This is a genomic window from Ignatzschineria sp. PL_is040, from assembly GCF_055813795.1.
On sequence record NZ_JBVPGU010000002.1, the window covers coordinates 90,135 to 108,046 of the forward strand.

Annotated in this window: 16 protein-coding genes and 1 pseudogene; 7 read left to right on the forward strand and 10 right to left on the reverse strand. The window is 42.5% G+C overall.

Going from position 1 to position 17,912, the window contains the following annotated elements; all coding sequences use genetic code 11:
- The first annotated feature begins 17 nt into the window (after positions 1 to 17).
- The 7 genes and pseudogenes from rnhA to AC0SAP_RS04045 all read left to right on the forward strand — a co-directional run bounded on the left by rnhA (position 18) and on the right by AC0SAP_RS04045 (position 6,961).
- The gene (gene rnhA, locus AC0SAP_RS04015) at positions 18 to 491 is read left to right on the forward strand and encodes a ribonuclease HI (RefSeq protein ID WP_286481179.1); all 474 of its coding nucleotides are present in this window, start codon (positions 18 to 20) and stop codon (positions 489 to 491) included.
- Positions 485 to 1,120 (forward strand): annotated as a pseudogene (gene dnaQ, locus AC0SAP_RS04020) (DNA polymerase III subunit epsilon); the annotation flags it as partial. The gene rnhA and the pseudogene dnaQ, both read left to right, overlap by 7 nt.
- A gap of 308 nt (positions 1,121 to 1,428) precedes the next feature.
- Positions 1,429 to 2,751, forward strand: a complete 1,323-nt coding sequence (gene rimO / locus AC0SAP_RS04025) for a 30S ribosomal protein S12 methylthiotransferase RimO (protein ID WP_109235926.1) — start codon at positions 1,429 to 1,431, stop codon at positions 2,749 to 2,751.
- A gap of 95 nt (positions 2,752 to 2,846) precedes the next feature.
- Positions 2,847 to 3,494 (forward strand): oxygen-insensitive NAD(P)H nitroreductase, encoded by a 648-nt coding sequence (gene nfsB / locus AC0SAP_RS04030; RefSeq protein WP_473383068.1) that lies wholly within the window; start codon positions 2,847 to 2,849, stop codon positions 3,492 to 3,494.
- Between the two features lie 447 nt (positions 3,495 to 3,941).
- A complete protein-coding gene (locus tag AC0SAP_RS04035) occupies positions 3,942 to 5,081 on the forward strand; it encodes an ABC transporter ATP-binding protein (RefSeq protein WP_109236194.1) in 1,140 nt (379 codons plus the stop codon).
- 24 nt (positions 5,082 to 5,105) lie between these two features.
- Positions 5,106 to 6,125 carry an ABC transporter permease subunit gene (locus AC0SAP_RS04040; RefSeq protein ID WP_286481184.1) on the forward strand — a complete coding sequence of 340 codons (1,020 nt, stop codon included), beginning with the start codon at positions 5,106 to 5,108 and terminating at the stop codon, positions 6,123 to 6,125.
- An 8-nt stretch (positions 6,126 to 6,133) separates the two neighbouring features.
- Positions 6,134 to 6,961 (forward strand): ABC transporter permease, encoded by an 828-nt coding sequence (locus AC0SAP_RS04045; RefSeq protein ID WP_473383070.1) that lies wholly within the window; start codon positions 6,134 to 6,136, stop codon positions 6,959 to 6,961.
- Positions 6,962 to 7,034: 73 nt separating this feature from the next.
- Here the strand turns inward: AC0SAP_RS04045 and recO are convergent, their stop codons facing one another.
- The 10 genes from recO to rseP all read right to left on the reverse strand — a co-directional run bounded on the left by recO (position 7,035) and on the right by rseP (position 17,909).
- Positions 7,035 to 7,751: a DNA repair protein RecO gene (gene recO, locus AC0SAP_RS04050; protein WP_473383071.1), complete on the reverse strand. Its 717-nt coding sequence runs from the start codon at positions 7,749 to 7,751 to the stop codon at positions 7,035 to 7,037.
- Positions 7,752 to 7,920: 169 nt separating this feature from the next.
- The gene (mlaD, locus tag AC0SAP_RS04055; RefSeq protein ID WP_286481186.1) at positions 7,921 to 8,472 is read right to left on the reverse strand and encodes an outer membrane lipid asymmetry maintenance protein MlaD; all 552 of its coding nucleotides are present in this window, start codon (positions 8,470 to 8,472) and stop codon (positions 7,921 to 7,923) included.
- A 69-nt stretch (positions 8,473 to 8,541) separates the two neighbouring features.
- Positions 8,542 to 9,174, reverse strand: coding sequence for a ribonuclease HII (gene rnhB, locus AC0SAP_RS04060; protein ID WP_286481187.1), 633 nt, complete (start codon positions 9,172 to 9,174; stop codon positions 8,542 to 8,544).
- Positions 9,171 to 10,400, reverse strand: coding sequence for a lipid-A-disaccharide synthase (gene lpxB / locus AC0SAP_RS04065; RefSeq protein WP_473383072.1), 1,230 nt, complete (start codon positions 10,398 to 10,400; stop codon positions 9,171 to 9,173). The genes rnhB and lpxB overlap by 4 nt, the downstream gene beginning before the upstream one ends.
- Before the next feature lie 448 nt (positions 10,401 to 10,848).
- Entirely contained in the window at positions 10,849 to 11,637 is a 789-nt protein-coding gene (gene lpxA / locus AC0SAP_RS04070) for an acyl-ACP--UDP-N-acetylglucosamine O-acyltransferase (RefSeq protein ID WP_094566847.1), read from the reverse strand.
- Entirely contained in the window at positions 11,637 to 12,101 is a 465-nt protein-coding gene (gene fabZ, locus AC0SAP_RS04075) for a 3-hydroxyacyl-ACP dehydratase FabZ (protein WP_369828055.1), read from the reverse strand. Before fabZ ends, lpxA begins: the two co-directional genes overlap by 1 nt.
- A 179-nt stretch (positions 12,102 to 12,280) precedes the next feature.
- Positions 12,281 to 13,339, reverse strand: a complete 1,059-nt coding sequence (gene lpxD / locus AC0SAP_RS04080; RefSeq protein WP_094566845.1) for a UDP-3-O-(3-hydroxymyristoyl)glucosamine N-acyltransferase — start codon at positions 13,337 to 13,339, stop codon at positions 12,281 to 12,283.
- Positions 13,340 to 13,888 carry an OmpH/Skp family outer membrane protein gene (locus AC0SAP_RS04085; RefSeq protein ID WP_094566844.1) on the reverse strand — a complete coding sequence of 183 codons (549 nt, stop codon included), beginning with the start codon at positions 13,886 to 13,888 and terminating at the stop codon, positions 13,340 to 13,342.
- A 17-nt stretch (positions 13,889 to 13,905) separates the two neighbouring features.
- Complete coding sequence (gene bamA / locus AC0SAP_RS04090) at positions 13,906 to 16,449, reverse strand: outer membrane protein assembly factor BamA (RefSeq protein ID WP_473383074.1); 2,544 nt, start codon at positions 16,447 to 16,449, stop codon at positions 13,906 to 13,908.
- Between the two features lie 92 nt (positions 16,450 to 16,541).
- A complete protein-coding gene (rseP, locus tag AC0SAP_RS04095; RefSeq protein ID WP_473383075.1) occupies positions 16,542 to 17,909 on the reverse strand; it encodes an RIP metalloprotease RseP in 1,368 nt (455 codons plus the stop codon).
- Positions 17,910 to 17,912: the final 3 nt, after the last annotated feature.

Below are 17,912 nucleotides of genomic sequence, written 5' to 3' on the forward strand. Positions count from 1 at the left end.
AAAGAGAGAGGTCATATATGACACCGCCTTCAGAAGAGCAACTTGTCTATGCCTATACCGATGGGGCCTGCAGTGGCAACCCAGGTCCTGGCGGGTGGGGAGTTCTTCTCTCCTACCGTGGACATGAGAAGACGCTCTCCGGATATGAAGCAGAAACAACCAATAACCGTATGGAATTGACTGCGGCAATTAAAGCACTACAAGCTCTAAAGCGCCCCTGCCATATTGTGTTAACAACCGATTCCCGTTATGTGCAACAGGGTGTTACACAGTGGATTGATGGCTGGATTCGGCGCGATTGGAAAACCGCCAATAATAAACCCGTTCTCAACCAAGACCTCTGGCGCCTCCTACTTATCGAGCGAGATCGCCATCTCTCTATCGACTGGTGCTGGGTAAAAGGTCATGCCGGCCATCGTGAAAATGAGATCGCAGATAAATTAGCAACCGATGCCATTAAAAAAGCGAAAGAGACAACAGAATCATTATGAGTAGACAGATAGTATTAGATACTGAAACAACAGGTTTTGACTTTAAAAAAGGTGATCGTATTGTTGAGATCGGCTGTATTGAGCTGATTGACCGAGAGATCACTGATAATCATTTCCATGTCTATATCAATCCTGAGCGATCAATGCCTATTGAGGCCTTTAATGTTCATGGATTAGGGGATGATTTTCTTAAAACTCAACCCGTTTTTGCCGAGATTGGTCAACGTTTTCTCGACTATGTTGATGGCGCGGAACTTATTATCCACAATGCAGGATTTGACGTTCCCTTCCTCAATTTTGAACTAGAGCGAATGGGGCTTCCCAAAGTCACGGAACGCTCTAGCGTCATTGATACCCTTCAAATGGCTCGGGAGAAATATCCCTCCCAAAGAAATACACTCGATGCTCTCTGTCGTCGCTTAGGCGTGGATAACTCCCGTCGTGAACTACATGGCGCATTACTCGACTCAGAGCTCTTAGCACAAGTCTATCTCAATATGACAGGCGGACAAAAATCCTTCTTCGATCTACTCGAAGAAGAGACAGCTCCGCCACCACCGGTGAACTCTGTGATTCGAGCACCACAAGTTCGAATTGAAGCAGAAAAGAGTGCTCAAAAGAGTGATGAAGAGAGTGACAAGCGTGATAAGAGTGATGAAAGGGGTATTGATGAAACCGCTCAACTAAAGACAAGCAAAGATTTAGATACAGGTGCTGAAAAAGAGAGTATGCCAGCATCCCCAAACCTTATAGCATCCTCCCATCGTCGCCGCATTATTAGAGCAAATAGTCGTGATATAGCAGCTCATGAGGAGATTATGCAAGCATTAAAATCATAAATCTCTGCAAGCGCTTCATAAAGTTTTTACAATATTCACAAAAGACAGAAAATGATCGCCTCACAACGATCCACTATTAACAGATATTTGAAGGTAAAATTGTGACTCCTAGAATTGGTTTTGTATCCCTTGGCTGCCCGAAGGCATTAGTTGACTCCGAATATATTTTGACCCAACTTCGTACCGAAGGGTATGAAATTGTCCCCCAATATGATGAAGCAGATCTTGTTGTAGTTAATACCTGTGGCTTTATCGACTCTGCGATTCAAGAGAGCCTTAATGCGATCGGTGAAGCCCTTGATGAGAATGGTAAAGTGATCGTTACAGGTTGTTTAGGCGCGAATGCAGATAAGATCTTAGAGCAATATCCTAATGTTTTAAGTGTCACAGGTCCCCATGCGTTCCAAGAGGTGATGGCCGCAATTCACCACCATCTTCCGCGTCCTCACGATCCTTTTACCGATCTTGTACCTCCTGCCGGCATTAAGTTAACCCCACGTCACTACGCCTATCTTAAAATTGCTGAAGGCTGTAATCATAGCTGTACATTCTGCATCATCCCCTCAATGCGTGGAAAACATCAATCTTACCCTGTCGGTGATGTGCTATCACAAGCGAAAAAGTTAGTTGAAACAGGGGTTAAAGAACTTTTAGTTGTCGCACAAGATACAAGCGCTTATGGTGTTGATGTCAAATATCAAACAGGTTTCTGGGATGGAAAACCGGTTCGTAGCCATATTCAAAATCTCTGTGAAGAGCTAGGAAAACTTGATGTCTGGGTAAGATTACACTATATCTACCCCTACCCCCATGTTGATCATCTTATTCCCCTGATGGCGGAAGGAAAAATTCTTCCCTACTTAGATGTACCGATGCAACATGCCTCTCCTCGCATTCTCAAAGCGATGAAACGTCCGGCAAATAGCGAAAATATGTTAAAACGAATTCAGAAATGGCGTGAAATTTGCCCTGAAATTACGATCCGATCCACCTTTATTGTCGGCTTCCCCGGCGAAACAGAAGAAGAATTTCAAGAACTACTCGACTTTATCAGAGAAGCGCGACTCGATCGTGTGGGTGCCTTTATCTACTCACCGGTTGAAGGTGCCGCGGCTAATGAGATAGCAGAACCTATTCCCCTTGAGATTCAAGAGGAGCGTTTAGAGCGATTTATGGCCTTACAAGCAGAGATCTCTGCCGAAAAATTGGCAGCGAAAGTAGGAACCGTTCTAGAAGTATTAGTGGATGATTTTGATGAGGAAGAAGGAATCGCAATCGCTCGTTCAAAAGCAGATGCTCCCGAGATTGACGGACATGTCTATATTGATGATGCCTCAAGTGATTTAGTCGGACAAAAAGTAAAAGTCTTAATCGATGAGGCGACAACTTACGACCTTTTCGGTACCCTCTATACTCAATAATCAGATAGAGTGACCATCACTGCTACCACTACGACTGAGTTGTCCTCTTCACCGGGACAGTCTTAATAACAGATATCACTTAAAAGGAGTCAAAAATGAAGTTTGTTGCAGAAATTTCTGAAAATCGCTATACCTGTAAAGCTTACGATCCTCATAAAAAAATTCCTAAAGAGGCAATGGAGCATCTCTACGCAGTGCTTCGTAACTCCCCCTCATCAGTTAACTCCCAACCTTGGCACTTTCTAGTCCTAGAATCTGATGAGGCGAAAGAGCGTGCATTACCTGCGATTTTTGAGTTCAACCAACCTCGGGTTAAAGATGCTTCTCATGTTGTGATCTTTCTTGCGCGCAACGAGATGCCACGAAACTACTTAACTAAGATCGTCGATCAAGAAGAGAGCGATCAGAGATTTCCTGAAGCGGGGATGAAAGAGGCTAATGATAAGGGGCGCCAATACTTTGTTGATTTAAATAGTGATAGCGCCGAGATGCTCCATCAGTGGCAAGATCGCCAGGTCTATATTGCGTTAGGTAATCTACTCTTTGCCGCGGCGGCAATCGAAATTGACTCAACGCCTATTGAGGGATTTGATCCGAAAAAGCTCGATGAGATCTTCAACTTAAAAGAGAAAGGGTTTAGAAGTGTCGTGATCGCCTCCTTAGGATATCGCAGCCCAGATGATTTCAATGCCAAGCTTCCTAAATCTCGCCTCCCTTTCAAAGAGTTATTTACTATTCTCTAAATTTTAAATCACAACTCATACTAAATTACGTATAACTAATCTCCCCAAATGGGGAGATTTTTTTATAAAACAACAAACCATCTGATCAAAAAACAAAATAAACAAATAGTAGATAGGTAAAAGATAGAGATAGAACAATAGAAGTGATAGTAGTGAAGAAATCGAGGTGAAAATAGCGGTAGAAAAACAATTTGATCATCTCCTTAGGATTTATCCCCTAACTCTCTGTTAAGCATGTTAAAATGATCCCTTTAAGCAGATTAGAGCGCAGGATCAGCAGAGAATCGGAATGTTCCGACCGCTTTAATTTTAAAAAGGCTTGATCCGCTCTATAAAACGCTCTAGAATTCAGCCTTCGCTCCCCGCGAGATAAGAAGCCTTTATTGTCCTTTTCCTATTCACCATTTTTAAAGGGAATCTCTCTTTAATAAAATGCCGGAGGCGCTTATGCAACAAAGCCGTTTACACAAGAATGAACCTTGGCGTGATCCCAACTCTGTTCCCCATGTTGAAATTACCGATATCGTTAAACGTTATGATGATCACCTTGCCGTTGATCATATTTCGCTCGATATCTATAAAGGGGAATTTTTCTCCCTATTGGGACCATCTGGCTGTGGGAAGACAACGCTTCTGAGGATGCTTGCCGGCTTTGAAACGCCTACATCAGGAAAGATTCTCTTAGAAGGCGAGGATATGTCTAAAATTCCTCCTTATGAACGCCCTGTTAATATGATGTTCCAAAGCTACGCGCTCTTTCCACACATGACGGTGGAAGATAATATCGCTTTTGGTTTAAAGCAGGATAAAGTTAAAAAACCCGAGATTCGTAAGCGAGTACAACAGATGTTAGAACTTGTACAGATGGAACGCTTTGCTAAACGGAAACCTCATCAGCTTTCCGGCGGACAGAGACAACGGGTTGCACTTGCTCGTAGTATCGTTAAAAAACCGAAACTCCTACTCTTAGATGAACCTTTAGGCGCCTTAGATAAACGCTTACGAGAGCAGACTCAGTTTGAGCTCATGACAATACAGGAAGAGCTAGGAATGACCTTTATTATAGTGACCCATGACCAAGAGGAAGCGATGACGGTATCGAGCCGTATTGCAGTAATGGACTCAGGATCACTCGCACAGGTAGCAACGCCGGCAGAGATCTACGAATTCCCCAACTCACGTTATGTTGCGGAGTTTATTGGGGATGTCAATATCTTTGAAGGGGTTATCTCAGAGATCTCATCGACTGAAACAACTGTTGAGAGCTTTGAAGCTCCAACCCCGCTTATCTGTGCGCAAGGGGTGGGTGCTACGGTAGGATCTCAAGCATGGGTTGCTGTTCGTCCTGAAAAGCTCGATATCTCATTAACACCTCCAGAAAAGGCGCATTATAACTGTCTTCAAGGAGAGGTATGGGATATTGGTTATATGGGAAATGTCTCAATCTATCATGTCAAACTCGATAATGAGAAGATGATCACTGTCTCACAGATGAATGATACGCGCATTATTGAACAGAGAATTACCCATGAAGATCGTGTCTATGTGAGTTTTACTGAAGATTCAGGAATTGTACTCATCTCTTAATCTTTAACTTATGGAGGTTGGACAATGCCCCATCGTCAACAAGAGGTCGGAACTTTTACCGGCATCATGGCGGAGATCGTCTCCCGGCTCAATTTTACCCATCGCCGCTTGCTCCGCTTTCCCCCTTATCGCTTTATCGTTGGTTTAGGTCATAGCCATCGATTCTTAATTGGTACGCCATTTTTATGGCTTATTCTCTTCTTCTTAATTCCCTTTCTGATTATTCTACGAATCAGCTTTACAGAAGCAGAGATCGCCTCCCCTCCCTTCTCAGATCTGATGGAGTGGATTGATGATGGCTTGTTGCAAATTACCATCAATTTTCAAAACTATCTCGAATTATGGGAAGATAAGATCTATATTCACGCCTATCTCAATAGCGTGAAGATCGCCTTTTTCTCAACACTTCTGACATTGCTCATTGGTTACCCCATTGCGCTAGCGATGTCTCGCGCTTCTAAAAAATGGCAGCTCTTCTTGGTAATGTTGGTAATTCTCCCCTTTTGGACCTCTTTTTTGATTCGTATCTACGCTTGGATCACAATCTTATCACCGACGGGAGTGCTCAATAATTTTATCAATTGGGTTGGAATGGGGATTGGACTTATCGATCCTGCTTCACCAGTGACTCTCCATATTCTTCACACAGATTTAGCGGTCTATATCGGAATTGTCTATGGCTATCTCCCTTTTATGATTCTTCCACTCTTTGCTACACTCATCAAAATTGATAATACATTAGTGGAGGCGGCGCTTGATCTAGGATCACCCCCTCTCAAAACGTTTTGGCAGATCACCTTCCGCCTCTCCCTTCCCGGGGTTCTTGCCGGCTGTTTCTTAGTCTTTATTCCAGCAATCGGCGAGTTTGTCATTCCCGATCTCTTAGGCGGCTCAAATGTCACAATGATAGGAAAGGTGCTTTATGATACCTATCTCCAAGGGATGAATCTTCCCTTAGTCTCTGCAATCTCTGTTATTTTGCTACTCATTGTGATTATTCCCATCTATATCTTTAATCGCATTCAAGCGAAACAATTTAATTAGGAGCTGTTATGAGAAAAAAGATGACTGCCCTGAACTGGACTGCACTCATATTGGGGCTCATATTCCTCTATACCCCCATTATTTTGGTGATCGTCTATAGCTTTAATGAATCGAAATTAGTCACCGTCTGGTCCGGATTTTCGACAAAATGGTATAGCGATCTCTTTGAGCAAGAAGGGATCTGGTCCGCGACTAAAACGAGCCTATTATTAGCAATATCAACCTCCACTTTTGCGGTGGTACTTGGAACGATGGCGGCTTTTGCGCTCGTTAAGTTTAGACGCTTTAAGGGTAAAACACTCTTCTCCGGCATTACCTATGCCCCTATGGTGATGCCTGAAATTATTATGGGTAGCTCTCTTGGATTAACCTTTGTCGCACTTAAATTTAGTACCGGCTTTTTCACAATGATGATTGCTCATATCACCTTTACAATGTGTTATGTCGTTGTTGTTGTTCAATCTCGCCTAACAGGATTTGATCGCCACATTGAAGAGGCCGCTATGGATCTTGGTGCAGATGGTATTAGAACCTTTTTCTATATCACGCTGCCGATGATCTTTCCCGCAATTATATCGGGATGGTTACTCTCCTTTACCCTCTCACTCGATGATTTAGTGATTGCTACCTTTACAACAGGTCCGGGCGGAACAACGCTTCCTATCTGGATCTATTCAAAAGCGCGCCTCGGTGTTAGTCCCAATATTAATGCGCTCTCGACTCTTATGATAGGCATCGTTGCCACCATTGTATTTTTGGTAACACTCATCAATCTCTATCTCACTAAACGGCGAGAAGAAGATGAGAAAAATGCGGCAAAAGAGGCACTCTCATAATCAATTTTCATACTAATATAGCGCCCCTATGAGCTACAACGATGAGTCATGGGTTATTAATCATTAATATTAGTTAGCGCTTTCGATAGAGCCTCTGCATCCAAATTCGCGATTGCAGGGGCTTATCGCCAATGAGGGGCGCTAAAAGATAGCGCATCATATTACGATAGATCAGAGCTTCCTCACCGACTAACGCCTCCTCTTCTGCAATCTTCAGAATCACCTCGCCTGAAATCTTAAAAGTTCCAGGAAATTCAATAGGCAATACCCCCTCCTCATGGGAGAGATAATAGCTTTTCTGAGAATTGATCGGATCGCCGGCAGCATCATAAAAGAGATCGGGGAGGATTCCTAAATAGGCTAAAAGAGAGCGCTCAAAATGGCGTAGATAGGGGGAGATCTCCTCAACATCCTCCGCTAAGGCAGCGAGAACTTCTTGATAGACCTGAAATAACTCCGGCGCAGGTTGATGCTTTGGCATCAATCGCAATAGTAACTCATTGAGATAGTAAGCAGTCCAGATTTCACGCCCCTTCAACGAGAAGGTATAGAGAAGATCCACCTCATGCGCAAAATGAAAAACGCGCCCCTCTTTGAGATGCCAATCGCTATAAGAGAAGAGCTCTAAATGGTGCAAAGGGCGCTTTGGATTCGCTCTTCCTCGTGTGAGTAATGTAATTCGTCCATACTCAAGGGTAAAGAGATCCACCAAAAAACCAGACTCTTTAAATGAGCGCTTATTGAGGACAACGGCTAAGGTTCTGCCTAACTCTTCTCTTCTCTCTAACATTTGATCACTTGAGTTTCCTCTATTGAGTCCATTGAGTCCATTGAGTCCATTAAGCCTACTGAAATGGGGAGATCAAATCACCACTTTTAGGTAGATAATCAACGGACTATCAGCATAAAGGCGGGATAATTTTCCCGCCCTTTCCAATCATTCAATCATTTTTAAGATCTTAATCTAAAAGTGAACCTGGCTTAAAACCACCACTATTACCACTATTGCTATTAGAACTCTCTTCCGGCGTAACCTCTGAAGCATCTCCTTTACTTCCACCAAAAGAGGCCATTAGCTGCCCGATTAACCGCTCCATAACAAATGCATCTTGGGTCATGCGAATACGATCACCATTGGTGAGCTCTTTCTCTGAACCACCCGGATCTAATGCAATATATTGCTCTCCGACTAAGCCTGAAGTATTAATTGCGGCTATGGTATCTTGCGGAATGGGCACTGAGCTATCTAATGCTAAAGTGACAACCGCCTCATAATTGTGAGGGTCCAATGCAATTCCATTTACCTGCCCCACACGAACACCTGAGATCATCACCGGTGCTTTCACCTTTAATGAGCCAATATTGGTAAATGAGGCAGTAACATAGATCGGTTTACCCCCTCTTAACCCTGTTGTCGCATTACTGGCATTAAAAGCAAGCCAAGCAAATGCCACAATTCCACTTATGACAAATAGTCCTACCACAAAATCGATCCATTTAGCGTTTTTCATTTTTGATTTTTGACCTTTATCTCAATAATTCTTCACTATTCTACTATGTTTTCCAAGGGTTGTCTTTTATCAATCCCTAACTTCCGCTTTCTCAATCAAGCGTTTAATTGGGGCAAAAGAGGTGCGATGGAGCGGTGTTACCCCATATTGCGCTAAAGCTGCTAAGTGCGCCTTTGTCCCATACCCTTTATGTTGACCAAACCCATATTGAGGATAGTCTTGATCCGCTTCATACATCGATTGATCACGCGCATCTTTTGCTAAAATAGAGGCCGCACTAATCTCTGCAAAGAGAGCATCCCCCTTGATGATCGTAATTGCCGGCACATCACTTTTCGGATCTTGATTCCCATCAACTCGAAGTAACTGAGGTTGAATAGAGAGTGCAGCTACAGCACGACGCATCGCTAATAGTGTTGCTTGTAGAATATTGATCTCATCAATTTCAGCAACGGAACTACTGGCAATGGCCCATGCTAACGCTTTCTCTTTGATCTCGGAAGCTAAAATAGCCCGGCGCTTCTCACTCAACTTCTTAGAATCATCAAGCCCCTTAATAGGACAATCAGGGTCTAATATCACTGCAGCAGCATAAACATCACCACAGAGTGGCCCTCTGCCCGCCTCATCAACACCGGCAACTAAACCTACAAAATCCTCTTCCGGAAAGAGTCCTAGTTGCTGATCTTCTGACTTTATCATAAGAGAAGCCCTCGCGCTTTTAAAAGGGAGATAACAGCCTCTTTTGCCACTTGATCAGAATCGAGGCGTAATGAGAGATGCATCTCGTTAAATTGTGCTAATTTTTCACTATTTTCAGGGCTCTCTTTCAAGATTTTTCCAACTTCTAAAGCAATCCTCTCTGGTGTGACCTCCTGTTGGAAAAGCTCCGTTACAAGGGGCTCTTTTGCTAATATATTGGGAAGTGAAAAATGGGAAATTTTTACGATTTTAGGTGCTAACCATGCAGTAATAGCATTAAACCGATAACAGACAACCATCAATCGCTTCAACAACATCGCCTCTAAAGCAGCGGTTCCCGAAGCTAATAGAACTCCCTTTGAAGCACTCATAATCTCTCGTGAACGCCCCTGAAATAGATGCACCTTCTCCCGCAATTCGAAGGGAAGCTCCCATAGGGCACTCTGAATCATCTGATAAATTTTTGGAGTAGCTGCCGGTATTAGAAACTCTAATGTAGGGAAACGTTGCAAAATTAAGGGGAGACTCTCTAAAAAGAGGGGTAGTAATCGATTAATCTCTCCTCGACGGCTTCCCGGCAATATTGCTAAATACTCCCTTTCTTGAGGAAGATCTAATGCTACTTTTGCAGAAGCACGATCGATCTCCAAAGGAATCTCCCCCCCTAGACGATGACCGACACAGATACTATCCACTTGATGTTTTTGATAGAAGTCCACCTCAAAAGGAAAGAGGGTTAATACACGATCGATATATTTCCGAATCTGTTTAACACGCCCTTCTCGCCAAACCCAAACCGAAGGTGAAACATATTGAAATGTAGTAATATCAAGCGCTTTGAGAGACTTTGCCAAACGAAGATTAAAATCAGGAGCATCGATACCGATAAAACAGAGAGGTTGACGCTCTTTTGCCGCAGTGACCAACTCCGCTTTAATCTTAAGGAGTTTAGGTAACTCTTTGAGAACCTCTACCAGTCCCATGATTGAAAGCGATTCTATAGGAGCGATCGATTCTAAGCCCGCTTCAATCATCATCGGTCCCCCAATACCGAAAAAACGCGCATTAGGGTAGCTCTCTTTGAGTGATGTTATCAGTCCACCGCCTAAGAGATCTCCTGATAGTTCACCGGCAACGAGCATAAACAGAGGTGTTTGCTCCTCTAAATTAACTTCTATCGAAGTTCGATCAAGTACCTCTGGTTCATGATCATCTACTCTACTCATCTCTATCTCCTCGATTTATCTCTCTACCGACTCTCATTACTTCTCTCAGTTTAGGCATACCTTATCACTAATTCTCATCGTTATAGCTTGCAATAGTTTACAACTTTATCTACTTCACAATTTTATGCGACAACTTCGATACGCTCGATATATCTTACAAACCTCAAACACTCTAAAAATATCTACAATAGCTAAAAATCCTATTTACCACTATCAAATTTATAACTATCAAATTTACGGCTATCAATCTTATTAAAAAAGAAAAAAAGAAAAACACTTAATAGATATCGAAATAGCTACAAGATCTCTCTTTCGCTTCTCCTCTATTAAGTGTCATTATTAATTATAAAATATTAAACATCATTCATTAAGTACCCAAAAGGTCATTAAAGTAAGAGAACTAAGCCCCTTTTAATCTACTCTCTGAACTGATATCTTTTGTCAGCAACTAACGGATAATACCGCGATCTTCCGTCTCTTCTAAGAACTTCACCATCTTCTCAAGATGAGGGGCATCTACTGCTAACTCTTTAATCTTTAAGATCGCATCTTGAAGAGAGAGATCTTGGCGGTAAAGCGCCTTATAAGCATCTTTCGTTGCCTTAATCGCTTCAGGTGAGAACCCTCTTCGACGCAAGCCTTCTGAGTTAATTCCTGATGGAACTGCACGATATCCTGCGGCGGTTACAAAAGGAGGAACATTCCGATGAATACCGGAAGAGAACCCTGTAATTGCACCTTCACCAATACGGCAGCGTTGATAGATCATCGAATAGCCACCGAGAATGACATCATCTTCTATCACGGCATGGCCTGCTAAAGAGGCGCCATTTGCAAAGATAGTACGACTTCCCACAATACAATCATGAGCAATATGACATGTTGCCATAATCCAGTTATCATCACCGATCTTTGTCACAGCATTATCTTGGATCGTTCCGCGACTGATACTGACATATTCCCGTATCGTATTGCGATCACCGATCTCTAGAAAGACCTTATCTCCCGCTTTAAACTTCTTATCCTGTGGCACTTCACCAATCGAGCAGAACTGATAGAAGGTATTCCCCTCACCAATCGTTGTAGGCCCTTGAATCACAACATGAGAAGTCAAAACCGTATCTTTACCAATCGTTACATCAGGTCCAATAACGCAATAAGGTCCAACTTCCACACTCTCATGCAATTTTGCAGAAGGATCGATCACTGCGGTTGGATGTATTAATACTTTTTTCATTATTCAAATGCCTCACGGCGAGTACACATCAATTCAGCTTGGCATACTAATTTGCCATCAACATATGCCTTCCCTTCAAAAGCCCAAATTCCTCTTTTTGCGCGAAGAAATTGTACTTTAAGATCTAATACATCACCCGGCTCAACAGGTCTACGGAATCGAGCTTTATCAATACCCACAAAGTAATAGATCGATTGATCAGTAGAGTCATAATCTTCAACCGATTTAAAACTCAATATGCCGGTCGCTTGCGCTAATGCTTCTAAAATAAGCACTCCAGGCATAATCGGTTTAACAGGAAAATGGCCTTGGAAGAAGGGCTCATTATAGGTGACATTTTTACGAGCGTGTAACGTCTCATTTGGCGTAAAGTCAAGTACACGATCAATCATTAAAAAAGGGTATCGATGGGGTAAATATGTCATGATCTCATTGATATCGATTACTTTGTTATCGCTCATAATTATTATTCTCTATTCTCTTCTATTTAATATCTAAACTAATATCTAAACTGATATCTAACTTAATGTTTTCACTAATTCTTCACTGATTCTTCACTAACTATTCACTAATTTTTTAGTGACACTTTAACGCTTTTAATCTAACGCTTTTTTACTTCCTTATTACTCTCCGCTTACCTTCTCTACTTCTCTCTATTTGGCTGATCTAATGCTGCTAACTGCCCTAACTGAGCCTCTAGCTTTTTGACCCGATCAAAGAGATCTCCCAAACGTTTAATGCGGGCACTATTATAGCGCCACTCGCGATTTTCCAAAACAGGGGGAATGGAGGAGTAGATCTTTCCTGACTTAAGTGGCTGACTCACCTGCGTTCCACCGGTAACAACCACATTATCCTCAATCTTCATATGACCATTCATACCAACGCCGCCACCAATAACAACATTGTTTCCGATATCTGTAGAACCGGCAATACCGGTATAACCCGCGATAACAGTATTCTCTCCAACAATACAGTTATGCCCTAACTGCACATGGTTATCGATCTTTGTTCCTCTACCAATAATCGTATCTTCTATCGCACCGCGATCGATACAACTGCCGGCACCAATATCAACATCATCCGCTAAGATCACGCGCCCTAATTGTGCAACCTTAATATAACCTGCTTTCGTTCGGGCAAAACCGAAACCTTCAGCACCGATCACTGCATTAGGGTGCAGAACAACTCGATCCCCTAATTGACACTCATAGCGGACCGTAACGCTAGAAAAGAGGTAGCAAGATTCACCAAGCGTCACATCTCGCTCAATCATACAGTGGGCATCGATATAACTATTATCGCCAATGATCACATTCTCCCCAATCACACTGTAAGCACCGATCGTCACATTTTCACCAATTTTTGCGGTCGGCGCGATTCTCGCAGTGGGATCGATTCCTGAAAAATTACGATAATCTTCCTGAAAAAGCTGAGTCACATAGGCCCATGCGGCATGGGTATTTTGACAGATAATTGCCGGCTGAGTAACATGCTCAAAATTACGAGCATCGACTAAGATAGCAGAAGCTTCCGTGCTCTCTAAATATTGACGATAGCGGGGATTATGGAAAAAAGAGAGCGTATTAGGTTTTCCATGTTGGATTGTGGAGAGTCCTAAAATATTAATTGCACCATCACCATGGAGCTCAACCACTTCACCTTTTGAGATAAGGTAATCAAAAATCTGTTGTAATGTCATCTACTTCTCGCTTTTCTCTTCCGTTTTCTCTTGCGACTCTTCCTTCACTAATGTTTGGAAGATCGGCTCTGTTAAATAGAGTGACTCTTTAGAAAAGAGTAATCCTGACTCTAAAATCAGATCATAATCGTGATCTTGCGCATATTCTAATATTGCGTTATTGATCTCTCTTTGTAGCTTATAGAGCTCCTCATTTTTACGAAGATTGAACTCCTGACGCGTATCATTACTGAGTCGGACAAACTCTCGTTCAAGATTGACAATATGGCGCTCTAACTCACGCGCAACTGAGGCTTCATTATTACCATTCATCAATTCCCGGCGTAGACTTTCAATCTGATCACGCTTATTGAGAAGATATTGATCTCTTGCAAAGAACTCCTCATTGAGAAGTGAATAGATATCCTTCTGTTCAATATATTTCTCTAATAAGAGATTAATATCAACCACGCCTATCTTCAGCTCTTTTGCTAAGGAGATAGGAGTAAAAACAATGAAAGCAGCAGTTAATAGTACTGCTGCTCCCTTTCTTAAAATGCCTTTAAACATTATCTTTTCACCACTACTTAGTAAGGGATACCAATTGAGAACTGAAATTTCTGCTCTCTATCACCTTCACGAGTCTTAAATGGTTTCGCATAGGAGAATGCAAGTGGACCAAGTGGGGATAACCAGACAAAGCTCGCACCCGCCGAATAACTAACATCTCCAAATTCTGGCTTACTCGGTTTTGAGGTGACATTCCCGGCATCTACAAAGAGACTCCAACGAACATCATTATTATCTTGGAATCCAGGAACCTTCATAATCAATTCTGCTGTCGCATTATAGCGCAATGAACCTCCCATCGAGTCGCCATTTTCATATTTTGGCCCGATTGAACTTCCGCGATAACCACGAACCGATCCTAAACCACCGGCATAGAAGTTTTCAAAGAATGGAAGTGAAGTATCACCATCATTCCCGTAACCCCAACCCATCATGATATCGCCACGGAGAGAGAATACATAATCCTCATTCTCACTCAATGGATAGTAGCTCTGATGTTTTAAGAGTAATTTGTAGAATTTAGAGTCTGATCCCGGCAATGTTCCCGTAATCGTTGCACTATTGAGAGATCCCTCTGATGAGAAGATCGTTCTATTTCGAGTATCGCGATAGATTCCAACATTCGCTCGATAGAGATTCAGTTTGGCCTTATAGAGACGCCCTTCAGTAAGGCTACTAGCACAAGCCATTCCACAATCTAGTTTTGCAATCTCTTCAACAATCTTATGCGGAGACGCATGAGTTGTACGAAGCTTTAACTGCTCATAACCAATTCCGGCACGAATCGCAGTATATTCAGAGAGCGGGTAACCGAAATTGAACATTAGAGAGAGTCCATCGGCAATATAGTTACCACTATCGTCATAGTCATGTTTCTGCTTACTATAACTTAAGGAGACACCTGCACTTAATCCATCTTTCGTAAAATAGGGATTCATATAATCGATGCCGTAGTAACTACCGCTCTTATTGGTCTCAGCCTGAACATTAAGCTCATGCCCTGTTCCCATAAAGTTTGGTTGATTGAAGCCGGCATTAATACCAAACTTACTATCCATACCATAACTTAAACCGAAAGTGATCGATCCGGCACTACGTTCTTTAACACGGTAGGTAAGATCTACCACACCCTCTTCGACCGGCTCAGTTAAGACCTCAACATCTTCCACATGAGCAAGACGCTGAATACGAACCCGTGAGCGCTCGATATCACTTGTTACAAATGGACCACCCTCCATTTGTCGTAACTCTCTACGGAACACCTCATCTTGCGTTCGCTCATTACCTTCAATATTGATACGATTGACGTAGTAACGTTCACCTTGATCGATCGCAAAGGAGAAGCTAACGGTATCGGTCTCTTCATTGATTCGAGGAATTGCGTTGACTCGCGCTTGAGCATACCCCTCATTTCCTAATCGATCTTGCAACGTTTTAACTGCTGCTTCAACTGTTTTAGCTCGATAGAGTGAACCCGGTTTAATATCAATTAAGGAGAGTAGCTCCTCTTTATCAACGCTCGGATAGTTTCCAACAATGGTGAAGTCGCCAAAGTGGTATTGCTTCCCTTCATGAATATCGATATCAAGATAGACCGTATCCTGATTCGGGCTAATGGTCGCACTTGAGTAGTTGACCTCAGCCTTGAGATAACCATTATTACGATAATATTGTTGAACTTGATCGAGTTCATCTTGAATAGTGTAAGGGTCGTAACGATCGCCGGAGGAGAAGATCGTTCTAAAGCCCGATTCACGAACACGCATCTGACGTAATAATTTACTGTCAGAGACATTCTCATTACCCGTGAAATTAATTTTCTTAATCTGCCCTGTTCGCCCTTCTGAGATCTCAAATTGAATCTCAGCTCGGTTACGTGGCAATTCAATCACCTTTGGTTCAATTCTTACCGCATATTTACCACGGGTTTCATAAGCTTTAAGAAGATTGTTTTTCGCATTTTCTAATGAAGAGTCTTTAAGGCTCTCTCCTACCTTAAGGTTTGCTGCAGAAATAATCTGATTGAGCTGCGGATCTTTAAGATCACGATTACCTTTAAAGGTGACTCGAGAAAGAACTGGATACTCTTCTACCTCAACGATAAGATTAGAGCGTACAGTGGATTCCACTGGCTGACAGCGGGGATCATCAAATGTACAGGGAATCTCTTCATAAATATATTCAATTTCAGGCTCAGCGGGCTCTGTACGGATATTGCCAAATGGGCCGGCACCACGCACTGTCGATGGTTGTTTTTGCACCGGAACTGCTACTGTGATCGATTTTGGCCTTGTACGCCCCAAAATTCTTCCATTGGGCGTTTTCACTGTGACATTTTTAAAAAGTCCCGTAGCATGAAGCTTCTCGACGATATCTTTAACATTCCCCTTCTGAACTGGGGCATCTGGATTGAGACCTAAAGTGGTAAAGACAACACCCGGGTTAACCTGCTCTAATCCTTCTACGCGAATATCTTTCACTTCATACTTTTGGGCAAAAGCTGCGGCCCCAAGCATTAAGCTCGTAGCTAAAAAAACTCTCTTTATATCGACAATAGCCATTATATTTTTCTCTAATAATTAGGGCATAGAAATGCATCTATAAACTGCGTTAATATACCGAATAACTTCAAAAATTCCAATTAATTATCTATTTAGAACCACTTGCTAATATCATAAAAGATCACAAAAGCCATAAATAGAAATAGGAAGAGAGCACCGATCTGCATCACTCGCATCGAGAGTGTTTGCGGGATTCTATCTCGACCTACCGTCGCCTCAATTCCTAAACCGACTAACCGCCCACCATCTAGAACCGGAATCGGTAGTAAGTTTAAAATTCCGAGATTGACGCTAAAGAGCGCCATCAATTGAATAAAGTAAACCCAGCCTGCATCAAGTTTCTTGCCGGCAACATCTGCAATCGTTACAGGGCCTGCCATCACATTAGGGTGAATATCACCTGTTATCATTCTACCGATAAATTTAAAAATCATAAGGGAATTTTGATAAGTATCAGCAATAGCATATTGAAAAGCCTCAAAAAGAGGATACTTTTGCAATGTCTGCATCTGCTCAAATTCAGCGGCAACCTCCGGCGAGAGCTGCGTAATACCGACTCCTAACATAAACCGACCACTCTCATTACGGTTCAACTCAACCGGCACCTCAATAATCTGCCCTTTACGCAAAACCTCAACCGGTAGCAAAACTTTATTATCTGACGCAGCTTCTAACTGTGCCATTGTTAAAAGAAGGTCTTGCCAAGAATCGATACGGTGGTTACCGATTTTAAGAATCTCATCATCGAGTTGTAATCCTGCAAGCTTACCTGCACCACCATCTGTCAGAACACCAATTTTTGCCGGCACTCTCGGCATGTAGAGATTAATCCCTAATTGCTGATCGATATATTGATTCGCATTAAGCCTTAAGGGCTCATCCATTCTAATCTCTATCTGCTCTAGACGTCCATTTCGCAAAACATCAACATCTGCTTTACCATCATTAAGATGTTCTACAAAACGCATCATCATCTCTTCAAAGGTTCTAACGGAAGCGCCTTCAACCGCAATAATCTCATCTCCTCGCTCAAATCCCGCCTCAGCAAAGACAGATTGAACCGGAGGTGTATCAATTTTTGCTTTAAATGCCGGCATTCCATAGAGATAGAGGCCAAAAAGAAGAATAATCGCAAAGAGAAGGTTAACTAGAGGGCCTGCAGCAATCACAACTGCACGCTTCCAAATAGGTTGCGCATTGAAAGTCTTACTCTGATCCACCGGATCGACTTTATGAACGCGATCATCTAGCATCGCAACATATCCACCTAGCGGAATAAGGCCGATACGATACTCCACACCATCTTTGCCTCGGCGGCTCCAAACTTTCTTCCCAAAACCGATACTAAAGGTTAAGACTTTAAACCCTAACTTTCTTGCTGCATAGAAATGGCCAAACTCATGGAGTGTCACCAAAACACCCATCAGAATTAAAAAACCAAAGATAGAGTTAAACAACATCGA

Excerpts from the sequence above, each read along its gene's own strand:
- rnhA (WP_286481179.1), top strand. The coding sequence starts at position 18 with ATGACACCGCCTTCAGAAGAGCAACTTGTCTATGCCTATACCGATGGG.
- nfsB (WP_473383068.1), top strand. The coding sequence starts at position 2,847 with ATGAAGTTTGTTGCAGAAATTTCTGAAAATCGCTATACCTGTAAAGCT.
- AC0SAP_RS04035 (WP_109236194.1), top strand. The coding sequence starts at position 3,942 with ATGCAACAAAGCCGTTTACACAAGAATGAACCTTGGCGTGATCCCAAC.
- AC0SAP_RS04040 (WP_286481184.1), top strand. The coding sequence starts at position 5,106 with ATGCCCCATCGTCAACAAGAGGTCGGAACTTTTACCGGCATCATGGCG.
- AC0SAP_RS04045 (WP_473383070.1), top strand. The coding sequence starts at position 6,134 with ATGAGAAAAAAGATGACTGCCCTGAACTGGACTGCACTCATATTGGGG.
- recO (WP_473383071.1), bottom strand. The coding sequence starts at position 7,751 with ATGTTAGAGAGAAGAGAAGAGTTAGGCAGAACCTTAGCCGTTGTCCTC.
- mlaD (WP_286481186.1), bottom strand. The coding sequence starts at position 8,472 with ATGAAAAACGCTAAATGGATCGATTTTGTGGTAGGACTATTTGTCATA.
- rnhB (WP_286481187.1), bottom strand. The coding sequence starts at position 9,174 with ATGATAAAGTCAGAAGATCAGCAACTAGGACTCTTTCCGGAAGAGGAT.
- lpxB (WP_473383072.1), bottom strand. The coding sequence starts at position 10,400 with ATGAGTAGAGTAGATGATCATGAACCAGAGGTACTTGATCGAACTTCG.
- lpxA (WP_094566847.1), bottom strand. The coding sequence starts at position 11,637 with ATGAAAAAAGTATTAATACATCCAACCGCAGTGATCGATCCTTCTGCA.
- lpxD (WP_094566845.1), bottom strand. The coding sequence starts at position 13,339 with ATGACATTACAACAGATTTTTGATTACCTTATCTCAAAAGGTGAAGTG.
- AC0SAP_RS04085 (WP_094566844.1), bottom strand. The coding sequence starts at position 13,888 with ATGTTTAAAGGCATTTTAAGAAAGGGAGCAGCAGTACTATTAACTGCT.
- bamA (WP_473383074.1), bottom strand. The coding sequence starts at position 16,449 with ATGGCTATTGTCGATATAAAGAGAGTTTTTTTAGCTACGAGCTTAATG.
- rseP (WP_473383075.1), bottom strand. The coding sequence starts at position 17,909 with ATGTTGTTTAACTCTATCTTTGGTTTTTTAATTCTGATGGGTGTTTTG.